This window comes from Afifella sp. H1R (assembly GCF_021462425.1).
Lineage (GTDB): Bacteria > Pseudomonadota > Alphaproteobacteria > Rhizobiales > Afifellaceae > Afifella > Afifella aestuarii.
The window spans coordinates 807,014-824,165 of record NZ_JAKEDY010000001.1 but is presented as its reverse complement, the minus strand read 5'-3'; the positions used below and the strand labels follow the sequence as shown (position 1 = coordinate 824,165).

Genomic DNA, 17,152 nt, shown 5'->3' with positions numbered 1-17,152 from the left:
AGCCGTCACGCCAGCATATCAAGGCTCTGATCGCCGAGATAGATGACGTCGTTGGGGTCTTGCGCTTCGACGACGTCATAGCCGCCGCCGCCGAACACGGTGTCGGCATGGCCGTTCTGGACGTTGATGACGTCGTTTCCGTCGCCGGCAAAGATCACCTTTTCGCCGGTGCCGTTGCCATAGATGGTGTCGTCGCCCGCCCCGGCATAGCCGGTGTCGGTGCCGTCGCCGAAATAGAGCACGTCGTCGCCGGCGCCGCCGTCGAGCGTGTCGTTGCCGGCACCGCCGCCGAGCACATCGTTGCCGTTCCCGCCGACGAGCGAATCCGCTCCATTCTGCCCCCAGAGCTGATCATTGTGATCGCCACCATTGATGCGGTCGTTGCCCGTGCCGCCCTGGATGGCGTCATGTCCGGCATTGCCGAGGATGGTGTCGTTGCCGGCGCCGCCGAGGATCGTGTCGTCGAAATTGGAGCCGTTCAGGAAATTGTTGCCGCTGTCGGGGCCGTAGAGGCCCTGCAGGTCGGCGATGTTGTTGTTGTGCAGCTGCAGCGTGCCGTGGTTCTCGGGGTACATCACCGACCACCAGTCTCCGTCATGTCCGAGCCCGACGCCGTGCAGCTCTTCGTGCAAGGTGACGGCGACGATGTTCATGTCGTCGGCGTCTTCCGTGTCGAGCACGATGCGCGCGTCGATGATGCTGTGATCCTCCGGCCGGTAATGCCACGTGCATCGGCCGATGGTGCCGCCGGGCCCGTCGATCTCACCCCACGCGAAAGTCATCTCCTGCGCCCCGTAAGGCACCTGCTGAAAATCGAGCTCGATCCACGGATCGACGATGTTCAGTGCTTGCTGGACGACGGCGGGATCGAAACCCGGCTCGCATGCCCAACCAACCGTCGTCTGCGTCCACTGTTCGCCTGTGAGTGCCATTGCGGCCTCCCCTTGCCTGAAATATACGTACCATATAAATATATGTGACGTATAATCGACCGCAAGGGAATTTCGCGATGAATGGTGAACCGCTAAACGCCTTCGATATGGAGAATCACCCATGGCAGCAGCGTGCCCGCGCCGCCGGCCTGACGCAGCGCACGCTGGCAAAGCTTCTAGGGCGACCGGAGATCACTGTGTCGCGTCAGCTGCGCGGGCATTGGGAAAGCGGGGTGCCGTTCCACGTCGTCTCGGCGATCCTCGCCTGGGAGGTGATGAGCCCCGACGCGCGTCAAGCCTGGGTGGAGGCTGTGGAGAAGGCGAAGGCTGAGGAGGGCGGCGAGGGCTGACCGGCGTCAGCGCTCAGCTTCGATCAACGCCCATGCGACGATCCGCTCGAGATCGGCGGCTTCCGCCAGCACGTCGGCGAAGATTGCGGGGTCGGCCAGAACGGTCGGATCGGCGATCAGGATCGCGACGAGCCACGGCACGTGGGCTGGACGCTCCGGCGCCGGATTTTGTGCCGGGGCAGGCAGCGTCGCGGCGAGATGTCGCCACAGCTCCGCGGCCATGGTCTCGCGCGTGCAGAGCGCCGCCGTGGCGATATGATGTCCCTCGTGGATCTGATCCCACAGATACACGCCCCTGCCGGGTGTCGGCCGCGGCACGATGCGCCAGCCGGTGCCGTCGATCTCCTCGGCCGGGTTGTCCCATGCGGCACGCAGCCTCGCGATCGCCCCATCCGAGACCTCATCGCGTGGTGACAGGCGCACATGGCCCGTCTGCCAAGTCAGATGTGCAAGAGCGGTCATCTCATCTCAAGATGGTGTCGAGAGGATCGGGGGGCAGCGCTCCGCCGAGCATCATTTCGATCGCGACGGAGGCGGGGCCGGTCGGGCCGCCGCGCCGCTCCCAATCGCGGATGGTTTCGCCAGGGTCGCGGCCCTGCAGGCGCAAGGCGCGGCCGAGCTCCGACATGTGGAGGGGTCGATCGAGCCCCCAGGCCGCGCCGAGCGTGGCGCGCGCGGTGCGGAGATCGTCGCCCGTCATGGCCGGGCGCCAAATTCCAGCGTCGGCCGTATGTCGTCCGGCACTCCGACCCAGGCGAGCAAAGGCCCGCGCGCCATGTAAGACGGTGCCCGCTCGAATGTCGGCTGCGCACACGGGGCCGGGCTCGGCATATTGCGGCGCTGCCGCCAGGCTCCGGCGGCTGCCGGAAACGTCGACCATTGGCCGCTGTCGTCCACGACGTAAAACTGATTGGGGGTGGATGATTTCGTCAAGAGTTGCATGTCGGCTCTCCCAGGCTCACAGGTCGCTGAAGGGATCGTCCATCCGCTCGGTCAGCGCGTCGCTTCGTTCCGTCGCGGACAGCTTGTAATTGGCGACCCACTCCGCGTGCCGCTGTTTTTCGTTGCGGAAAAACGCGCGCAGCTTTTCGACATCTTCGCTCCGCACCTGGGCCCGCAGTTTTCCCGCGAGTTTGAGGTGGTGACCGATTTCCGGGTCGTGACCGAGCTCGACGCCCATGCTCGTGTGCGGCTTGCCGTTCAGCCTGGCGGAGATCAATCCGCCGGTCTCGCCGCTGTCGAGCTCGACGATTGCGCCTCTTGGGGTGGTGATCGTGATTGTGGCCATTTTTGTCTCCCGTGGAGTGGGGCGCCGCCCCGTTTCGATGGTCATCATATACGGGATATGCCCGTATATTGCAAGCGAAATCGACAAGGGAAAAATGAAAACCGGACGCAGAACATGCGGCGAGGACTGACCGGCGTCAGCGCCGATCAGGCTTTGACCGTTGGCCAGTCCGCCGGGCGGTAGCCGTCCAGATAGGCGCGCACGAGCCGTTCCGTCGTTTCCGAGACGGGACGCGCCGAGGCCTTATCTGGTGTGGTCTGCATGCGCCGCACCTGGATGTCGCTCACGCCGAGCATCTGCGCCATTTCGGAGACGCTGAGCTGCAACGTCTCCCTAGCATGGCGGAATTCGTCGCAGGTCATTTTCGCCGCCCTTAAAACAGAGGCTCGAACGCCGGCGATACGACGCTGGTCTCATGGCGGTGAGTGTAAGTCGGGCGATGCAGCGTGGCGAAGTCGTCGGGCGCCATCCGCTCCTGCATGTATGCCATGAAAACGTCGGCCGCTTCCGCCTCGTTTTTGGCATAACCGATAATGTTGGCATCTCGTGTGCAATCATCGAGGACGGCGATTTGACCAGAGGCCTCCGCCGCCGGGATGGTGACGGTCTCCATCCCCCACGGATAGCGGCCGTCGGGCTCGGCCGGGAACACGTCGTTGGCGATGTAGTTCGCGACGGCCATCGTCACCTGATCCCATTCGGCCGACGTGGGCGCCTCCCAGATCTTTTCGGGTGAACGGCTGGCATCGGCGATCGCATGGATCGCCATCGCAACGGCTTCGTGCGTCTCGCGGCTCTGCGACCATTCGGCGGAAACGGTTGGGGTGTTGTATCGAAGGGTCATCGCGGTCTCCATTTTGGCGAGCCACCTTGGCTCTGCGATGGTCTTAATATAGCCGATGGTTACACTTGTTGCAAGCAAAATCGACATAGGGATCAGGAAACTCTAGCGCAGAACATGCGGCGAACCGATTCCGGGGATTTTCCGGGGATCTCTGTCACCAAACATCCCGGAACGGCCCGTTTTATCCCGTTGTGCGCGCTCTGTTCGCGGCCGCATTCGGCGCGGCGCGCCGATAAAATTCGGTGATGCATCAACGGTTTATGGCGGATGGGGTGGGATTCGAACCCACGGTACGCTCTCGCGCACGCCGGTTTTCAAGACCGGTGCCTTCAACCGCTCGGCCACCCATCCATCGTGCGAGACATGGCAGAACCTTACGAAAAAGGCCAGCCCCCGAAGGGGGGTCATAGGCTGCGGCAAAGATGGCGAAACCGTGTGGCGCCGAAGCCACAATCGCTGGAAATCTCCCGAAATGCACAATTGCCCTGACAGGCTCCGGACCAGCAGATTTTGGGGAGTTTTCGCAAGAACATCCGGTAAGGTGTCGCACGGCGCAAATCAGGGGTCGAAGATTTGCCCCAGCTTCGTCACAATTGCTCGCCAGGACCTCCCCGAGGTAAGGGGTTAAGTGCTTCGCCGAGACGGCCGCGTATAAGGCCGCAGGCGGAGGAACGAGGCGTCCGAACGTGCCGGTGAGTTGCGCCGGGCTTCGGAATATCGGGGAAGAACAGGGTGCAGGCAAAAACCCGCCGGCCGCATTTCGTCATCCATTTTGCCTTCGCAGCATCCTGCGCCGTCCTTGCAGGATGTGTGTCCTCCACCCAGGACGGGGCAGGTCTCGCCGACAGCGCCACCAAGACGGCGCAGGTTCAAGGCAGCGAGACCGATGGCGAATCAACTGACAATTCGCTGCGGGCCAATGCCCGACGTCATCTCGGAAAAGTCTACGAAGTCGCTGGGCGCCTCTATAAGCCCAAGCACGACGAAGAGTATGAGCGCGTCGGCAAGGCATCCTGGTACGGTGACGCCTTCAACGGCCGGATGACGGCCAATGGTGAAGTCTTCGATATGAACGCGCTCTCCGCGGCGCATCCGACCTTGCCGCTGCCGAGCTATGTCCGCGTCACCAATCTCGACAACGATCGTTCGCTGCTCGTGCGGGTCAATGATCGCGGACCATTCTCGTCCGACCGTGTGATCGACGTTTCGAAACACGCCGCTGAAATGCTCGGCTTCAAACATATCGGCACCGCGAACGTGAAAGTGGAATATGTCGATGCGGCGCCTCTGAAAGAGGACGATTCGAAGTTCCTGCTAGCCTCTTACGTGGGGCCGGACGTTCCGTCCGGGCCTGATCCGGCCGACGCGGCCGCGAATATCATGGTGGCCTACGCGGCCGAAGCGCCAACGACGAGCCCGGCCGAAGACGAGACCGCGGATGTGGGCGTTGCCGTGGATATGAAAGACGTCGCCGCCGGCACGCCGTTCGATCCCTATTCGGCTCTCACCGCAGCCACCAAGATGGCGGAAGCCGATACGTCCTTGCCTCAGGAGGCGAGTTTCGAGCTGCCGCATGCGCGTCCGGCCGAGGCTGAAATGCGCAATTCGTTCTGGCCCACCGAGGCGGCCGATCAGCGTGTGAATGAGGCCTTTTCGGCTTTCGACCAGGTTCTCTCAGGCGCCGAGACCGCGCGTTTTACCAGGACAGCCGACGCTTCCGGGCTTGCGACCCGTTGATTCCCCGCTTTAAGCGCGCTTTATGGCGTGGAGGGGCTAAAACGACGTAAGCGAGTATGAAGAGCATCACCTTTCAGGTTCGCCGCATCCGTCTGCTCGCCTTATTCCTGGGCAGTCTGCTGGCGCTGACGCCGCAGCTTGGCTCGGCGCAGACCTTCGATACCCAGGCGCCGTTCGCCATCCTGATGGATTACGACAGCGGCACGGTTCTCCTCGACAAGAACGCGGATGAGCCGATGGCGCCGGCTTCCATGGCGAAGCTGATGACGGTCGAGTACATCTTCCACGAGATCAAGGAAGGCCGTCTTTCTCTCGACGACGAATTCGTCATCTCCGAGCATGCCTGGCGCAAAGGCGGCGCATCCTCCGGTGGGTCGACGATGTTCGCGAAGCTCGGCTCGCGGGTGCGGCTGGAAGATCTTCTGCGCGGCATCATCATTCAGTCGGGCAACGATGCGGCGATGGCGGTCGCGGAAGGCATCGCCGGCTCGGAGATCGCTTTTTCGGACATCCTGAACAAGCGGGCGCTCGAGATCGGCATGAAGAACTCGACGTTTCGTGATGCGACCGGACTGCCGGACCCGGACATGCGGGTGACGGCGCGCGATCTCGCGATCCTCGCCCGCCAGATCATCGCGGAATATCCCGAGCTCTACAAAATTTTCGCCGAGCCGGAATTCACCTGGAACAACATCACCCAGCGCAACCGCAACCCGCTTCTGCGCGAAGGGATTGGAGCCGACGGGCTCAAGACCGGGCACACACAGGAATCGGGCTACGGCCTCGTCGGGTCGGCCGTCGCCAATACCCAGCGTCTCATCGTCGTCGTCAACGGGCTGAAGACCTCGCGTGAGCGCGCGAGCGAGGCGCGCAAGCTGCTGGAATGGGGCTTCCGCTCATTCCGCCAGGTGACGGCGTTTCAGGCCGGCGAGACGGTTGCCGAGGCGAGCGTCTTCGGTGGCGTAAAAGGCCATGTCGAGCTCAAGGCCAAAGGCCCTGTGCGGATCCTGGTCGCACGCGCCTCAGATGAACCTTTGAAGGCGCGTGTCGTCTATCAAGGTCCGCTCGAAGCGCCCGTCCAGGCCGATATGCGGGTCGGCAGCCTGAAGGTGTGGCAGGGTGATCGCCTGATCCAGGAGACCCCGCTTTATACGGCGGAGGCGGTCGGCCGCGGCACGCTGCATCAGCGGGCCTTCGATGCTCTTGGCGAGCTTCTTCTCGGATGGCTGTAGATCCGCAGCAAGGCTTCTTCATCACGCTGGAAGGCGGTGAAGGCTCAGGCAAGTCCACCCAGGCACGCCGTCTCAACGCCTTCCTGCGTCGCAAGGGCTGGGATGTCGTTCTGACCCGGGAACCGGGAGGGACAGCGCATGGCGAGGCAATTCGCGAGATGCTGCTTTCTGGCCTTATCCGGCCTTTCGGCAGCGAAGCGGAGGCGCTGTTTTTCGCCGTCGCGCGGCGTGAGCATGTCTTGCATCTCATTCGTCCGGCGCTCGAGCACGGCCAAGTCGTCATCTGCGACCGGTTCGCCGATTCCACCCGCGCCTATCAGGGCGTCGCTGGTGTCGCGCAGGACACGATCCTGCGGCTGGAAGAGACGGCGCTCGGCGGCACTCATCCCGATCTGACGCTCATTCTCGACATCGATCCGTCGGTGGGCCTGGCGCGCGCCGCCGGTCGCAGTGCGGCCGACCGGTTCGAGGGTGATGAACTCGAGCTTCACGAAGCGCGACGGCAGGCATTTCTCGATATCGCCAAGGCCGAACCTCAACGTTGTGTCGTCATCGACGCCGGGCTGAGCATGGATGCGATCGCAGCTCAGATCGAGGCGACGGTCGCCGCGCGTCTCCCCCGTCGCGCCGGAGCCAGCTGACATGGCACGCAAGCCGGCCGAGGAGGTGCCAAGCCTCAGCGCGCTCGAAGGCGTGCCGCTGCCGCAGGAAAATCCGCATCTTTTCGGACAGGAGCACGCAGAGGAACAGATTCTGACGGCCTATCGGGGCAACCGCCTGCCGCACGGGCTGCTTCTGTCGGGGCCCGTCGGCGTCGGCAAGGCGACGCTCGCGTTCCGACTTGCGAAGTTTCTCTTGGCCGAGCCCGATCCCTCCGCGAACAGCGTCCAGAAGGCCGTCTCGCTCGGGGTTGCTCCAGACCATCCGATCCAGAGGCGGGTCGGGGAGGGGGCGCATCCCAACGTCCTCCATCTGCAGCGCCCCTGGGATGAGAAGCGCAAGACCTTTCGCACCGTCATTTCGGTCGAAACGATAAGGCGGATCGTACCTTTCGTCGGCACCACGGCGGGTGAAGGCCTGTGGCGCATCGTCATCGTGGACGGTGCCGAGGAAATGAACCGAAGCGCCGCGAATGCTCTCCTCAAGGCGCTCGAAGAACCACCTGTGCGAACGATTTTCGTGCTGGTGACGGCGCGGCCGGGCCAGCTTTTGCCGACGATTCGCTCCCGCTGCCGCAGCTTCCATTTCGGTCTTCTCAGCCCCGAGGCGATCGCTCATGTGTTTGAAGCGCTCGACGTGCCACAGCCGCCGGAGAAGGATCTTCAAACGATCCTGTCGCTCGCCTCGGGAAGTGCGCGGCGGGCGATCGAACTGGCACGCGGCGATGGATTGAGCCTCTACCGGGCCATCAACCGCGCGTTCGCGAGTGACGATCATGCGGTTCTGAGCGCTGTCGCCAATCAGGCGGCCGCGGCCCGTGGCGCAGCGTGGGCGGAATTCTTCGATCTCGTCGGTGGCTATCTCGACCGACGCATCCGGCAGTTGCCGGAGCCCGAAAAGGGCGTTTCGCCGCCCGAGCTCCCGCTTGCCAGGTGGGCGGAGCTATGGGAAAAGATCCACCGACGCTCGGCGGAGGTGGAAACCTTCAATCTCGACCGCAGGCAGTTCGTGCTCAACGTCTTCGAGGCGGTCGCCGACGCCGTGCGCCATCCCCACCGCCCTATTTTCATGTGACCGCGGGCACCACCCATGACCGGTAAGCCGACTTTTTACATCACCACGCCCATCTTCTACCCCAACGGTGTGCCGCATATCGGCCACGCCTATACGGCGCTCGCGACCGATACGCTGGCGCGTTTTCAGCGCCTCGACGGCAAGGATGTCTTCTTCCTGACCGGCACCGACGAGCACGGGCTGAAGATGCAGCAGACGGCGGCGAAGGGGGGGATTACCCCGGCCGAGCTCGCCGACCGCAATTCGCAGCGTTTTCGCGACATGATGAGCGTCCTCAACACGTCGCACGACGATTTCATCCGCACCACCGAGGAGCGCCATCACCGCTCCTGCGAGGCGATATGGGAGCGGATGAAGGCGGCGGGAGACATTTATCTCGACAAATATTCGGGCTGGTACTCCGTCCGGCAGGAAGCCTTCTTCGACGAAAAGGAAACCACCCTCGGCGAAGATGGGGTTCGGCGCGAGCCCCTCGGCTCGCCCGTCGAATGGGTGGAGGAGGAAAGCTACTTCTTCCGTCTTTCCGCCTATCAGGAGAAGCTTCTCGCCCATTACGAAGCGCATCCGGATTTCATCGGTCCACAGGAGCGGCGCAACGAAGTCATCAGCTTCGTGAAGTCGGGCTTGAAGGATCTTTCCATTTCCCGCACGACCTTCGATTGGGGGGTGAAGGTGCCGGGCGATCCGCGCCATGTGATGTATGTCTGGGTGGACGCCCTGACGAACTACATCACCGCGGCTGGTTTTCCGGACGAGGAGGCTCCGCGCTGGCGCTACTGGCCGGCCAACATTCATCTGATCGGCAAGGATATCGTGCGTTTTCACGCCGTCTATTGGCCGGCCTTCCTGATGTCGGCCGGCGTGCCGCTTCCCAAGCGCGTCTTTGCGCATGGCTTCCTGTTCAACAAGGGAGAGAAGATGTCGAAGTCGGTCGGCAACGTCGTCGATCCCTTCGCCATCGTCGAACATTATGGCCTCGATGCCGTCCGCTACTTCTTCCTGCGCGAAGTCTCCTTCGGCCAGGACGGCTCCTACAGCCATGACGCGATCGCGGGCCGCATCAATGCCGATCTCGCCAATGATCTCGGCAATCTCGCCCAGCGCTCGCTTTCGATGGTCGGCAAGCATTGCGGCGCCAGCGTCCCTGAGCCCGGTGCGTTCTCAGAGGCCGACAACGAGATGCTGCAGGCCGCCGACGCGCTCCTGGAGCGCTGCCGCGAGGCCATGAACGAGCAGGCGATCCATCAGGCGCTCACCGCCATTTGGCAGGTCGTCGGCGATGCGAACCGCTATTTTGCCGGCCAGGAGCCGTGGGCGCTGCGCAAGAGCGATCCCGAACGCATGGCGACTGTCCTCTATGTCACCGCGGAAGTGGTCCGTCAGGTCGGAATTCTGATCCAGCCGGTCATGCCGGACTCGGCCAGCAAGTTGCTCGACCTTCTGGGCGTGGCGGAAGAAAACCGCACATTCGAATTCCTCGGCAAATCGGGGCGTCTCGTCCCGGGAACGGCGCTGCCTCCGCCCTCGGGAGTCTTCCCGCGCTATGTCGAGAGCGAGGCTCCGGCGGGGGCTGCCTGATGCTTGTCGACAGCCACTGCCATTTGGATTTTCCCGATTTCGAGCCGGAGCGCGACGCGGTCGTGGAACGGGCGAGGGCGGCCGGCATCGTCCGTATGGTGACGATCTCGACGCGGGTCTCGGAGTTCGACAAGATCCGAGGCATCGCCGAAACCTATGACGACATCTATTGCTCGGTCGGCACGCATCCGCACAACGCCGACGAAGAGCCGGACGTGACGACTGAGGATCTCGTCGCTTTGGCGAAGCACCCGAAAGTCGTTGGCATCGGCGAGGCCGGGCTCGACTATTTCTACGACAACGCCTCGCGTGAGGGTCAGGCCGCAGGCCTTCGCCGACACATCGGTGCGGCGCGTGAAACGGGCCTGCCGCTCATCATCCATGCGCGTGATGCCGACGACGACATGGCGGCGATTTTGAAGGACGAGATGGGGAAGGGGGCTTTTCCGGCCCTCCTCCATTGTTTTTCATCGGGGCGGGCTTTGGCGGAAACGGGCATCGAGCTCGGTCTTTATGTCTCTTTCTCGGGTATTCTGACTTTCAAGAAGTCGACGGAACTTCGTGAAATCGCACGCGATTTGCCTGCCGACCGCCTGCTTGTCGAAACCGATTCCCCCTATCTCGCGCCGATGCCTTATCGCGGCAAACGCAACGAGCCGTCCTTCGTCGCCCACACAGCCTCGGTGCTGGCGGAATGTCGCGGCGTGTCGGTCGAGGAGATCGGCGACCTCACGAGTGACAACTTCTTCCGTCTTTTCGGCAAAGTTCCGCGGCCCTGACAGTGACGGACGTTCTGCGTATCACCATTCTGGGCTGTGGCTCATCGCCCGGCGTTCCGCGCATTGGCGGCGATTGGGGGGCGTGTGATCCGAGCGAGCCGAAGAATCGTCGCCGTCGTTGTTCGGTTCTCGTGGAGCGCATCGCCGCCTCGGGAGACAGAACGCAGGTCTTGATCGACACGTCGCCGGATCTCCGCGAACAGGCGCTGTCCGCCGACCTCAAGCGGATTGACGGCGTGCTCTACACGCATCCTCACGCCGACCACATCCACGGGATCGACGATCTCCGTGGTTTCGTGATGATGATGAAGGCGCGCGTCGACATTTACGCCGATCGGCCGACGATGGATCGTCTCGAAGAAGGCTTCGGCTATTGCCTGAAGACGCCCGAAGGCAGCGACTATCCGCCGATCGTCAACGCGCACGTGATCGAGGCCGGGACGCCCGTGACGGTCGACGGGCCCGGCGGGCCGATCCAAGCGCTGCCTTTCCGGCAGCAGCACGGCTCCATTCCATCCCTCGGTTACCGTATCGGCGACTTCGCTTACTCTCCCGATGTGAACCGGCTGACGCCTGAAGCCATGGCCGCGATCGAAGGTTCCGACCTGTGGATCGTGGATGCGCTGCGCTACAAACCGCATCCGTCGCATTTCTCCGTCGCGGAGGCTCTCCATTGCATCGAGACGCTGCGCCCACGACGCGCGCTCCTCACACACATGCATGTCGACCTCGACTACAACGCGTTGCGTGAAGAGCTGCCCGAAGGCGTCGCGCCTGCCTTTGACGGATTGAGTGTGGATTTGCCTTGGGCCGACCTTCCGTCAGGCTATGCGAGCTGAACCACGTTTCGTGCATTCATGTGCACGGAGGCGTTGCCCGGGGCCGGCGAAGGAACGGCTGGATCGCGTGGCTCGCTGCGATAAGTTCGAGCAAAACAACACGCATAAGGGGCTGTCATGACCTGGCGCAAAGACCGGAGTTTTGCCGTCATCGGCCTCGGCACATTCGGCAGCACCGTCGCATCTGAACTCGCCCGCTTCGGCAACCATGTGCTCGGTATCGATATCGACGAGCGCAACGTCGCACGCCTTGCCGACGATATCGCCGAAGCGATCATCGCCGACGGCAGCGACGAGGACGCTTTGCGCGAGGCCGGCGTCGGAGCGTGTGATGTCGCCGTTGTGGCGATTGGAGAGGATCTCGAGGCGAATGTCCTGTGCACGATGAATGTGAAGCTGCTCGGCGTGCCGACCGTCTGGGTCAAGGCGACGAGCCGGACGCATCATCGCATTCTGACGAAACTGGGTGTCGACCGGGTCATTCAGGCGGAACGCGAGGTCGGTCAGCACATCGCCCAGATGCTCTACAATCCGCTGGTGCGCGATTACGTGAGCCTCGGGAACGGCTTCCACATCATCGATCTGCGCGTGCCGGAGGAGCTCGATCAGACATCGATCGGCGAGCTGAAGCTTGGCGAGAAGTTCGAGGTTCGGTGCCTCGGTTTGATGCGCGAGAGCGACTATATTCCCTGCAGCGGCGCCGACACGCTCCTTGAAACCGATGACAAGCTGCTTCTCCTCGGACGGCGAGAAAATCTCAGATCACTCGGCGACAGCCTTCGATTTGCGTGATGGGCTTTCCGCTTTTGCAGCGTTTCTTTTTCCCGCGTTTCTGGCGTCGCACGGTCGATCTTCCGCCGCCAGCGGTACTCTCTCTTCTCTATGCGGGCCTTGTGATCGTCGGCGCGGTCGCTCTGAAGCTGCCATGGGCGGCGAGGGGGCTGCCTCCCACCTGGTCTGAGGCGCTCTTCACCGCGACCTCCGCTGTCACCGTGACAGGTCTCTCCGTGGTCGACACCGGCAGCCATTTTACCTTTTTCGGCCAGTTCGTCATCCTCGTCCTGATCCAGCTCGGCGGGCTTGGTCTCATGACCTTTGCCGTCCTCGTCCTGACCATGCTCGGGCTGCCCGTCGGTGTCTCCCAGCGCGTCTTCCTGCGCGAAGAGCTCAACCAGACGTCTTTTGCGGATCTTCTGCGCCTGGTGCGCCAAATCCTGCGCGTGGTGGTCGTCTGCGAGGTCGCCGGCGTCGTCCTTCTGGCATTCGTCTTCGTGCCCGATTTCGGGCCGTGGGAGGGTTTGTGGCAGGCGATCTTCCATTCGATCTCCGCCTTCAACAATGCTGGGTTCTCGCTCTTTGCCGACAACCTGAGCGGTTACGTCTTCGATCCGATCATCAACCTCGTCATCCCGGCGCTCTTCGTCATCGGCGGGATCGGCTTCATCGTTACCTCCGACATCATGAAGAAGCGCCAGTGGCGACGCTTCACGCTGCATACGAAGCTGATGCTGGTCGTTACGCTCGCGCTGATCGTCTGGTCGGTTGTGGGCTTTGCCGCGCTCGAATGGACCAATCCTGCGACCCTAGGTCAGTACCACTCGATCATCGAGAAGCTGACGGCGAGCTGGTTTCAGGGGCTGACGACGCGCACCGCCGGCTTCAACACGATCGACATGTCGGGCATCCACGATGCGACGGCGCTGATGTTCATGTCCTTGATGTTCATCGGCGGCGGCAGCACGTCGACAGCGGGCGGCATCAAGGTCACGACCTTCGTCGTGCTTCTGCTCGCCACGGTCGCGTTTTTCCGGCAGCGGCCAAACCTGCATGCCTTCGGACGCAGTCTCGGGCGTGAGGAGGTCATGAAGGTGCTGGCGCTCAGCATCGTGAGCGTCATGGTGGTGATGGGCGCGATCTTCACGATTTCGCTGTCGCACGACGGCGACTTCCTCGATCTCGCATTCGAGGTGACGTCGGCCTTCGGGACCGTCGGCTTGTCGCGGGGCGCCACGGCCGAGCTCGACGCGCTCGGGCGGCTCGTCATCATCCTCGTCATGTTTATCGGACGGGTCGGGCCGCTCACCCTGGGCTTCTTTCTCGCGACGAAGGTGCCGCCACGCATCCGTTATCCGTCGAGCCGGATCTATCTTGGCTGAGGGAGAACGCTCGGATTGTTTCTTCGGCCGTTCTGGCAGCGCTTGCAGGCTGATGACGCACGCGGCCGTCAATGCCGTGTTGGCGCCATGGGCGGATTTGCCGATAATCAGCCCATCATATAGGTTCCATAATGCATCTTATGCGAATCACGTTATTGCGCTGAGGCGCGTTCAGACTGCTCTTCCCCTTGGCGCGCAGCCTGGCGAGCGCTAAGGCGTTCTCATGTCAGAACAGCGCCCCATCGATCGTCTCATCTCCGTTATGGCCGACCTGCGTGATCCGGAACGCGGCTGCCCGTGGGATGTGAAGCAGGATTTCTCCTCCATCGCGCCCTACACGATCGAGGAAGCCTATGAAGTTGCCGATGCGATCGAGCGTGCCGATCTCGAAGATCTGCGCGAGGAGCTCGGCGATCTCCTCCTGCAGGTCGTTTTTCACGCCCGCATGGCCGAGGAAGCCGGTGTCTTCGCCTTCGACGACGTTGCCGATGCGATCGTGGACAAGATGGTGCGACGCCACCCGCATGTCTTCGGCGATGGCACGGCGGCCGATCCGGCTGCGGTGAAAGTCCGCTGGGACGAGATCAAGGCCGAGGAAAAAGCCAGACGTCGGGAAAAGCGGCTCCGCCAGGGTCTTCCTGCCGATCCCGGGCTCTTGGCGGATGTGCCGCGCAGCTTTCCCGGTCTTCTCCAGGCCCTCAAGATGCAGGAGAAAGCCGCGAAAGTCGGTTTTGACTGGCCGGACGTTTCGGGCGCTCTCGACAAGCTCAAGGAAGAGATCGCAGAGGTCGAGGCGGAAATCGCCGCTGACGATCGCGAGCGGCTGACCGGCGAAATCGGCGACGCCTTGTTCGCTATGGTTAACGTCGCTCGCAAGAGCGGGATCGACCCCGACACCGCGTTGCGGCGCACGAACGAAAAATTCCGCTGCCGTTTCGAAGCTGTCGAACACGGGCTGTCGAAGGACGGCCGATCCATGAAAGACGCCGCGCTCGATGAGATGGAAGCGCTGTGGCAGGCCGTGAAATTGCGCGAAGGTTCGCCCGGATCCGATTAAGCGGTCTGTGCTTCCTTCGGCACGTTGAGCGTCACGCCGTCGCCTCGCGCACGTTCCTGAAGCTTCTGGAGACGCCCGCTCGGCAGACGCACAACGAGGCGCGTTTCGCCTGTCTTGGGGTCGTCGGAACGTGAAAGAACTTCGCCGTTGTCATAGAGCCAGGCGGCTTCGCCCGATCGGGCGGCCTGGAACACCACCTCAACGACGGCGCGTTCCTTGAACAGGCGCTCTTCCAGCACATGGAGGAGATCGGACAACCCCTCGCCCGTCAACGCTGAAACAACGACCTTGTCCGTCGCTCCGGCCGCCTTGCGTCTGAGCGCATCGGCGACATCGGCGTCGAGAAGATCGATCTTGTTCCAGACTTCCACGAGACGCGGGTCGGACCCCGCTTCGATCCCAAGCTCGGACAGCACCTCGTTGACGTCTTCCGCCTCCGCCTGAGCATCCGGTGATGCGATATCGCGCACATGAACGATAAGGTCGGCGTCGAGAACCTCTTCGAGCGTTGCGCGGAACGCCTCCACGAGCGAGGTCGGCAGATGTGAGATGAAGCCGACCGTGTCGGAGATGATCAGCGTTTCGCCATGTGGCAGGCCGACCCGTCGCATCGTCGGATCGAGCGTGGCGAAAAGCTGGTCCTCGGCGTGGACCTCAGCCCCCGTCAGATGATTGAAGAGCGTCGACTTGCCAGCATTGGTGTAGCCGACAAGCGCCGCGACCGGATAAGGCACGCGCTGGCGCTTGGCACGGTGAACGCTGCGCGTATTGCGGACGCTCTCCAGCTGTTTCTCGATACGTCGAATGCGGTCCTGGATCTGGCGCCGGTCGGCCTCGATCTGCGTCTCGCCGGGCCCACCGAGGAAGCCAAAACCACCGCGCTGACGCTCAAGGTGCGTCCACGAACGAACGAGGCGGCTCTTCTGGTAATTGAGGTGGGCCAATTCCACCTGCAGCGTGCCTTCCTTGGTGTGGGCACGCTCACCGAAGATTTCGAGAATGAGGCCGGTTCTGTCGAGGATCTTGACGTTCCACGCCCGCTCCAGATTGCGCTGCTGGATGGGTGTGATCGGATGATCGATGATGACGAGGCCCGTCGCCAGCGTCCGCACGAGAACGGACAATTCCTCGACCTTGCCCGGGCCGAACAGTGTCGCCGGCGTCGCCTTTCGCAGAGGGACGGCAAGGGCCTCGGCAACGTCGAGCTTGATCGCTTCGGCAAGGCCGATCGCTTCCGCCCGTCGCGCTTCCGGTGGCCGTTGCTGGGTCGCCTCGTCTTCACGCCCGCGCATCTCCGGCAAAAGTATGAGCGCCCGAGACATGTCGAGCGCATCTTCCGGTCCGGCTTCCAGGTCGAGCGTGTTGCGGTCTTTGGGTTGCAATCAGCCTATCCGTTGTCGTCTTCAGGTTCGAACAGCTGCACGGGTTGATTGGGCATGACCGTGGAAATCGCATGCTTGTAGACAAGCTGCGAATGCCCATCACGCCTTAGAAGCAAGCAAAAATTGTCGAACCACGTGACAATTCCCTGCAGCTTGACGCCGTTGATGAGAAAAACTGTGAGCGGAGTTTTTGCCTTACGGACGTGGTTCAGAAATGTATCTTGCAAGTTTTGGTTTTTGTCGCCCATTGTCTCCGTCGACCTTTATTGTTGTTGCGCCGCGCGAAACAGATTGCCTGTTTCGCTTCGGCCTGTCACCCCTCAACAAGACCTACCCAGATATAGGTAGCGTCTAGTGCGCTTCCAGTTGCGCCACCTCATGAAAACGCTGTCGGAGAGCCGTCGCAATGGAGCCGGGGCGACCATTGGCCACGCTCTGCCCGTCGATCGCCACGATGGGCATGACGAGGGTCGTCGCTGCCGTCATGAACGCTTCGCGGGCACCCTTGGCTTCTTCTGGGGTGAATTTTCTTTCTTCAAGCTTCAGCCCGTCGCGTCGGGCAACCTCTTCCACCGTCTGCCGCGTCACGCCAGGCAAGATTCCCGTCCCGTTCGGACGGGTGACGAGCGCGCCATCCTGCGTGACGATCCAGGCCGTCGTCGATGAGCCCTCGGTGACGTAGCCTTCCGCGTCCACGAACCAGGCTTCTTTGGCGCCGGCTTCTTTGGCTTTCTGCTTCGCCATCGCGTTCGGCAGGAGGCCGACCGTCTTGATATCGACGCGTTCCCAGCGATTGTCCGGCGTCGTGATGACGGCAACCCCCTCCTCTGCCTGTTTGTCGGCCTTGATGCGGTCAAATGTCTTGGCCGTGATGACGACGGCCGGGCGCGTGCTCGCCGGCGGGAAGATGTGTTCGCGCGGGGCCACGCCGCGCGTGATCTGCAGATAGACCATGCCTTCAGTCACGCGGTTGCGGCGCACGGTTTCGCGCATGACCGCCGTCAGGGCCGAGCGGGTCATGGGCATGGCGATCGAAAGCTCACGCAGCGAGCGCTCCAGACGGTCGAGATGGCCTTTCATATCGACAAGACGGCCGTGCCAGATCTCGCAGACTTCGTAGACGCCATCGGCGAATTGGTATCCGCGATCCTCGACATGGACCATCGCATGGGCGTGCGGAACATACCGGCCGTTGACATAGGCCACTCTCGACATCGGAAAACTCCTCCACAACGCAGGATTCG

At 62.6% G+C, this 17,152-nt stretch carries 21 protein-coding genes and 1 tRNA gene; 11 read left to right on the top strand and 11 right to left on the bottom strand.

Annotated features, from left to right (window positions below; genetic code table 11):
- Positions 1-5: 5 nt before the first annotated feature.
- Complete coding sequence (locus tag L0F51_RS03790) at positions 6-932, bottom strand: calcium-binding protein (RefSeq protein WP_234628005.1); 927 nt, start codon at positions 930-932, stop codon at positions 6-8.
- Between the two features lie 77 nt (positions 933-1,009).
- Between L0F51_RS03790 and L0F51_RS03785 the strand changes: the two genes are divergently transcribed.
- Positions 1,010-1,282 carry a helix-turn-helix domain-containing protein gene (locus L0F51_RS03785; protein WP_234628004.1) on the top strand — a complete coding sequence of 91 codons (273 nt, stop codon included), beginning with the start codon at positions 1,010-1,012 and terminating at the stop codon, positions 1,280-1,282.
- Between the two features lie 6 nt (positions 1,283-1,288).
- Here the strand turns inward: L0F51_RS03785 and L0F51_RS03780 are convergent, their stop codons facing one another.
- The 7 genes from L0F51_RS03780 to L0F51_RS03750 form a co-directional block, all read right to left on the bottom strand.
- A complete protein-coding gene (locus L0F51_RS03780; RefSeq protein ID WP_234628003.1) occupies positions 1,289-1,744 on the bottom strand; it encodes a hypothetical protein in 456 nt (151 codons plus the stop codon).
- Between the two features lies 1 nt (position 1,745).
- Positions 1,746-1,982: a hypothetical protein gene (locus L0F51_RS03775; RefSeq protein ID WP_234628002.1), complete on the bottom strand. Its 237-nt coding sequence runs from the start codon at positions 1,980-1,982 to the stop codon at positions 1,746-1,748.
- Positions 1,979-2,224 carry a hypothetical protein gene (locus L0F51_RS03770; protein ID WP_234628001.1) on the bottom strand — a complete coding sequence of 82 codons (246 nt, stop codon included), beginning with the start codon at positions 2,222-2,224 and terminating at the stop codon, positions 1,979-1,981. The genes L0F51_RS03775 and L0F51_RS03770 overlap by 4 nt, the downstream gene beginning before the upstream one ends.
- A gap of 16 nt (positions 2,225-2,240) precedes the next feature.
- Positions 2,241-2,618, bottom strand: a complete 378-nt coding sequence (locus L0F51_RS03765; RefSeq protein ID WP_234628000.1) for a hypothetical protein — start codon at positions 2,616-2,618, stop codon at positions 2,241-2,243.
- A 98-nt stretch (positions 2,619-2,716) separates the two neighbouring features.
- Positions 2,717-2,932 carry a hypothetical protein gene (locus L0F51_RS03760; RefSeq protein WP_234627999.1) on the bottom strand — a complete coding sequence of 72 codons (216 nt, stop codon included), beginning with the start codon at positions 2,930-2,932 and terminating at the stop codon, positions 2,717-2,719.
- Positions 2,933-2,943: 11 nt separating this feature from the next.
- Complete coding sequence (locus L0F51_RS03755; protein WP_234627998.1) at positions 2,944-3,501, bottom strand: hypothetical protein; 558 nt, start codon at positions 3,499-3,501, stop codon at positions 2,944-2,946.
- A 174-nt stretch (positions 3,502-3,675) separates the two neighbouring features.
- Positions 3,676-3,765: transfer RNA gene (locus L0F51_RS03750), tRNA-Ser, on the bottom strand.
- 381 nt (positions 3,766-4,146) lie between these two features.
- Here L0F51_RS03750 and L0F51_RS20055 point away from each other — a divergent pair.
- From L0F51_RS20055 to mazG, 10 genes are all read left to right on the top strand, one after another.
- The gene (locus L0F51_RS20055) at positions 4,147-5,151 is read left to right on the top strand and encodes a septal ring lytic transglycosylase RlpA family protein (protein WP_370642302.1); all 1,005 of its coding nucleotides are present in this window, start codon (positions 4,147-4,149) and stop codon (positions 5,149-5,151) included.
- Between the two features lie 56 nt (positions 5,152-5,207).
- Positions 5,208-6,383 (top strand): D-alanyl-D-alanine carboxypeptidase family protein, encoded by a 1,176-nt coding sequence (locus L0F51_RS03740; protein WP_234627997.1) that lies wholly within the window; start codon positions 5,208-5,210, stop codon positions 6,381-6,383.
- Positions 6,374-7,024: a dTMP kinase gene (gene tmk, locus L0F51_RS03735; protein WP_234627996.1), complete on the top strand. Its 651-nt coding sequence runs from the start codon at positions 6,374-6,376 to the stop codon at positions 7,022-7,024. The genes L0F51_RS03740 and tmk overlap by 10 nt, the downstream gene beginning before the upstream one ends.
- 1 nt (position 7,025) lies before the next feature.
- A complete protein-coding gene (locus tag L0F51_RS03730; RefSeq protein ID WP_234627995.1) occupies positions 7,026-8,117 on the top strand; it encodes a DNA polymerase III subunit delta' in 1,092 nt (363 codons plus the stop codon).
- Positions 8,118-8,132: 15 nt separating this feature from the next.
- The gene (gene metG / locus L0F51_RS03725) at positions 8,133-9,695 is read left to right on the top strand and encodes a methionine--tRNA ligase (protein ID WP_234627994.1); all 1,563 of its coding nucleotides are present in this window, start codon (positions 8,133-8,135) and stop codon (positions 9,693-9,695) included.
- Positions 9,695-10,474 (top strand): TatD family hydrolase, encoded by a 780-nt coding sequence (locus L0F51_RS03720; protein ID WP_234627993.1) that lies wholly within the window; start codon positions 9,695-9,697, stop codon positions 10,472-10,474. The genes metG and L0F51_RS03720 overlap by 1 nt, the downstream gene beginning before the upstream one ends.
- Positions 10,475-10,476: 2 nt before the next feature.
- Positions 10,477-11,313, top strand: coding sequence for an MBL fold metallo-hydrolase (locus tag L0F51_RS03715; protein ID WP_234627992.1), 837 nt, complete (start codon positions 10,477-10,479; stop codon positions 11,311-11,313).
- A gap of 117 nt (positions 11,314-11,430) precedes the next feature.
- Entirely contained in the window at positions 11,431-12,105 is a 675-nt protein-coding gene (locus L0F51_RS03710) for a TrkA family potassium uptake protein (protein WP_234627991.1), read from the top strand.
- The gene (locus tag L0F51_RS03705) at positions 12,105-13,469 is read left to right on the top strand and encodes a TrkH family potassium uptake protein (RefSeq protein WP_234627990.1); all 1,365 of its coding nucleotides are present in this window, start codon (positions 12,105-12,107) and stop codon (positions 13,467-13,469) included. Before L0F51_RS03710 ends, L0F51_RS03705 begins: the two co-directional genes overlap by 1 nt.
- A 223-nt stretch (positions 13,470-13,692) precedes the next feature.
- Complete coding sequence (gene mazG / locus L0F51_RS03700) at positions 13,693-14,526, top strand: nucleoside triphosphate pyrophosphohydrolase (protein ID WP_234627989.1); 834 nt, start codon at positions 13,693-13,695, stop codon at positions 14,524-14,526.
- Here mazG and hflX read toward each other — a convergent pair.
- From hflX to L0F51_RS03685, 3 genes are all read right to left on the bottom strand, one after another.
- Positions 14,523-15,848 (bottom strand): GTPase HflX, encoded by a 1,326-nt coding sequence (gene hflX / locus L0F51_RS03695; protein ID WP_370642367.1) that lies wholly within the window; start codon positions 15,846-15,848, stop codon positions 14,523-14,525. The two genes, mazG and hflX, sit on opposite strands and share 4 nt — an antisense overlap.
- A 65-nt stretch (positions 15,849-15,913) precedes the next feature.
- Positions 15,914-16,156 carry an RNA chaperone Hfq gene (gene hfq, locus L0F51_RS03690; protein ID WP_092812272.1) on the bottom strand — a complete coding sequence of 81 codons (243 nt, stop codon included), beginning with the start codon at positions 16,154-16,156 and terminating at the stop codon, positions 15,914-15,916.
- A gap of 103 nt (positions 16,157-16,259) precedes the next feature.
- On the bottom strand, positions 16,260-17,123 hold the full coding sequence (locus L0F51_RS03685) for a D-amino-acid transaminase (protein ID WP_234627988.1): 864 nt from the start codon (positions 17,121-17,123) through the stop codon (positions 16,260-16,262).
- Positions 17,124-17,152: the final 29 nt, after the last annotated feature.

Coding starts and splice junctions, on each gene's coding strand:
- L0F51_RS03770 (WP_234628001.1), bottom strand. CDS start 2,224: ATGCAACTCTTGACGAAATCATCCACCCCCAATCAGTTTTACGTCGTG.
- L0F51_RS03785 (WP_234628004.1), top strand. CDS start 1,010: ATGAATGGTGAACCGCTAAACGCCTTCGATATGGAGAATCACCCATGG.
- L0F51_RS03790 (WP_234628005.1), bottom strand. CDS start 932: ATGGCACTCACAGGCGAACAGTGGACGCAGACGACGGTTGGTTGGGCA.
- mazG (WP_234627989.1), top strand. CDS start 13,693: ATGTCAGAACAGCGCCCCATCGATCGTCTCATCTCCGTTATGGCCGAC.
- L0F51_RS03755 (WP_234627998.1), bottom strand. CDS start 3,501: ATGTCGATTTTGCTTGCAACAAGTGTAACCATCGGCTATATTAAGACC.
- L0F51_RS03765 (WP_234628000.1), bottom strand. CDS start 2,618: ATGATGACCATCGAAACGGGGCGGCGCCCCACTCCACGGGAGACAAAA.
- L0F51_RS03685 (WP_234627988.1), bottom strand. CDS start 17,123: ATGTCGAGAGTGGCCTATGTCAACGGCCGGTATGTTCCGCACGCCCAT.
- L0F51_RS03775 (WP_234628002.1), bottom strand. CDS start 1,982: ATGACGGGCGACGATCTCCGCACCGCGCGCGCCACGCTCGGCGCGGCC.
- metG (WP_234627994.1), top strand. CDS start 8,133: ATGACCGGTAAGCCGACTTTTTACATCACCACGCCCATCTTCTACCCC.
- L0F51_RS03760 (WP_234627999.1), bottom strand. CDS start 2,932: ATGACCTGCGACGAATTCCGCCATGCTAGGGAGACGTTGCAGCTCAGC.
- L0F51_RS03705 (WP_234627990.1), top strand. CDS start 12,105: ATGGGCTTTCCGCTTTTGCAGCGTTTCTTTTTCCCGCGTTTCTGGCGT.
- tmk (WP_234627996.1), top strand. CDS start 6,374: ATGGCTGTAGATCCGCAGCAAGGCTTCTTCATCACGCTGGAAGGCGGT.
- hflX (WP_370642367.1), bottom strand. CDS start 15,848: ATGTCTCGGGCGCTCATACTTTTGCCGGAGATGCGCGGGCGTGAAGAC.
- L0F51_RS03710 (WP_234627991.1), top strand. CDS start 11,431: ATGACCTGGCGCAAAGACCGGAGTTTTGCCGTCATCGGCCTCGGCACA.
- L0F51_RS03730 (WP_234627995.1), top strand. CDS start 7,026: ATGGCACGCAAGCCGGCCGAGGAGGTGCCAAGCCTCAGCGCGCTCGAA.
- L0F51_RS03720 (WP_234627993.1), top strand. CDS start 9,695: ATGCTTGTCGACAGCCACTGCCATTTGGATTTTCCCGATTTCGAGCCG.
- L0F51_RS03780 (WP_234628003.1), bottom strand. CDS start 1,744: ATGACCGCTCTTGCACATCTGACTTGGCAGACGGGCCATGTGCGCCTG.
- hfq (WP_092812272.1), bottom strand. CDS start 16,156: ATGGGCGACAAAAACCAAAACTTGCAAGATACATTTCTGAACCACGTC.
- L0F51_RS03740 (WP_234627997.1), top strand. CDS start 5,208: ATGAAGAGCATCACCTTTCAGGTTCGCCGCATCCGTCTGCTCGCCTTA.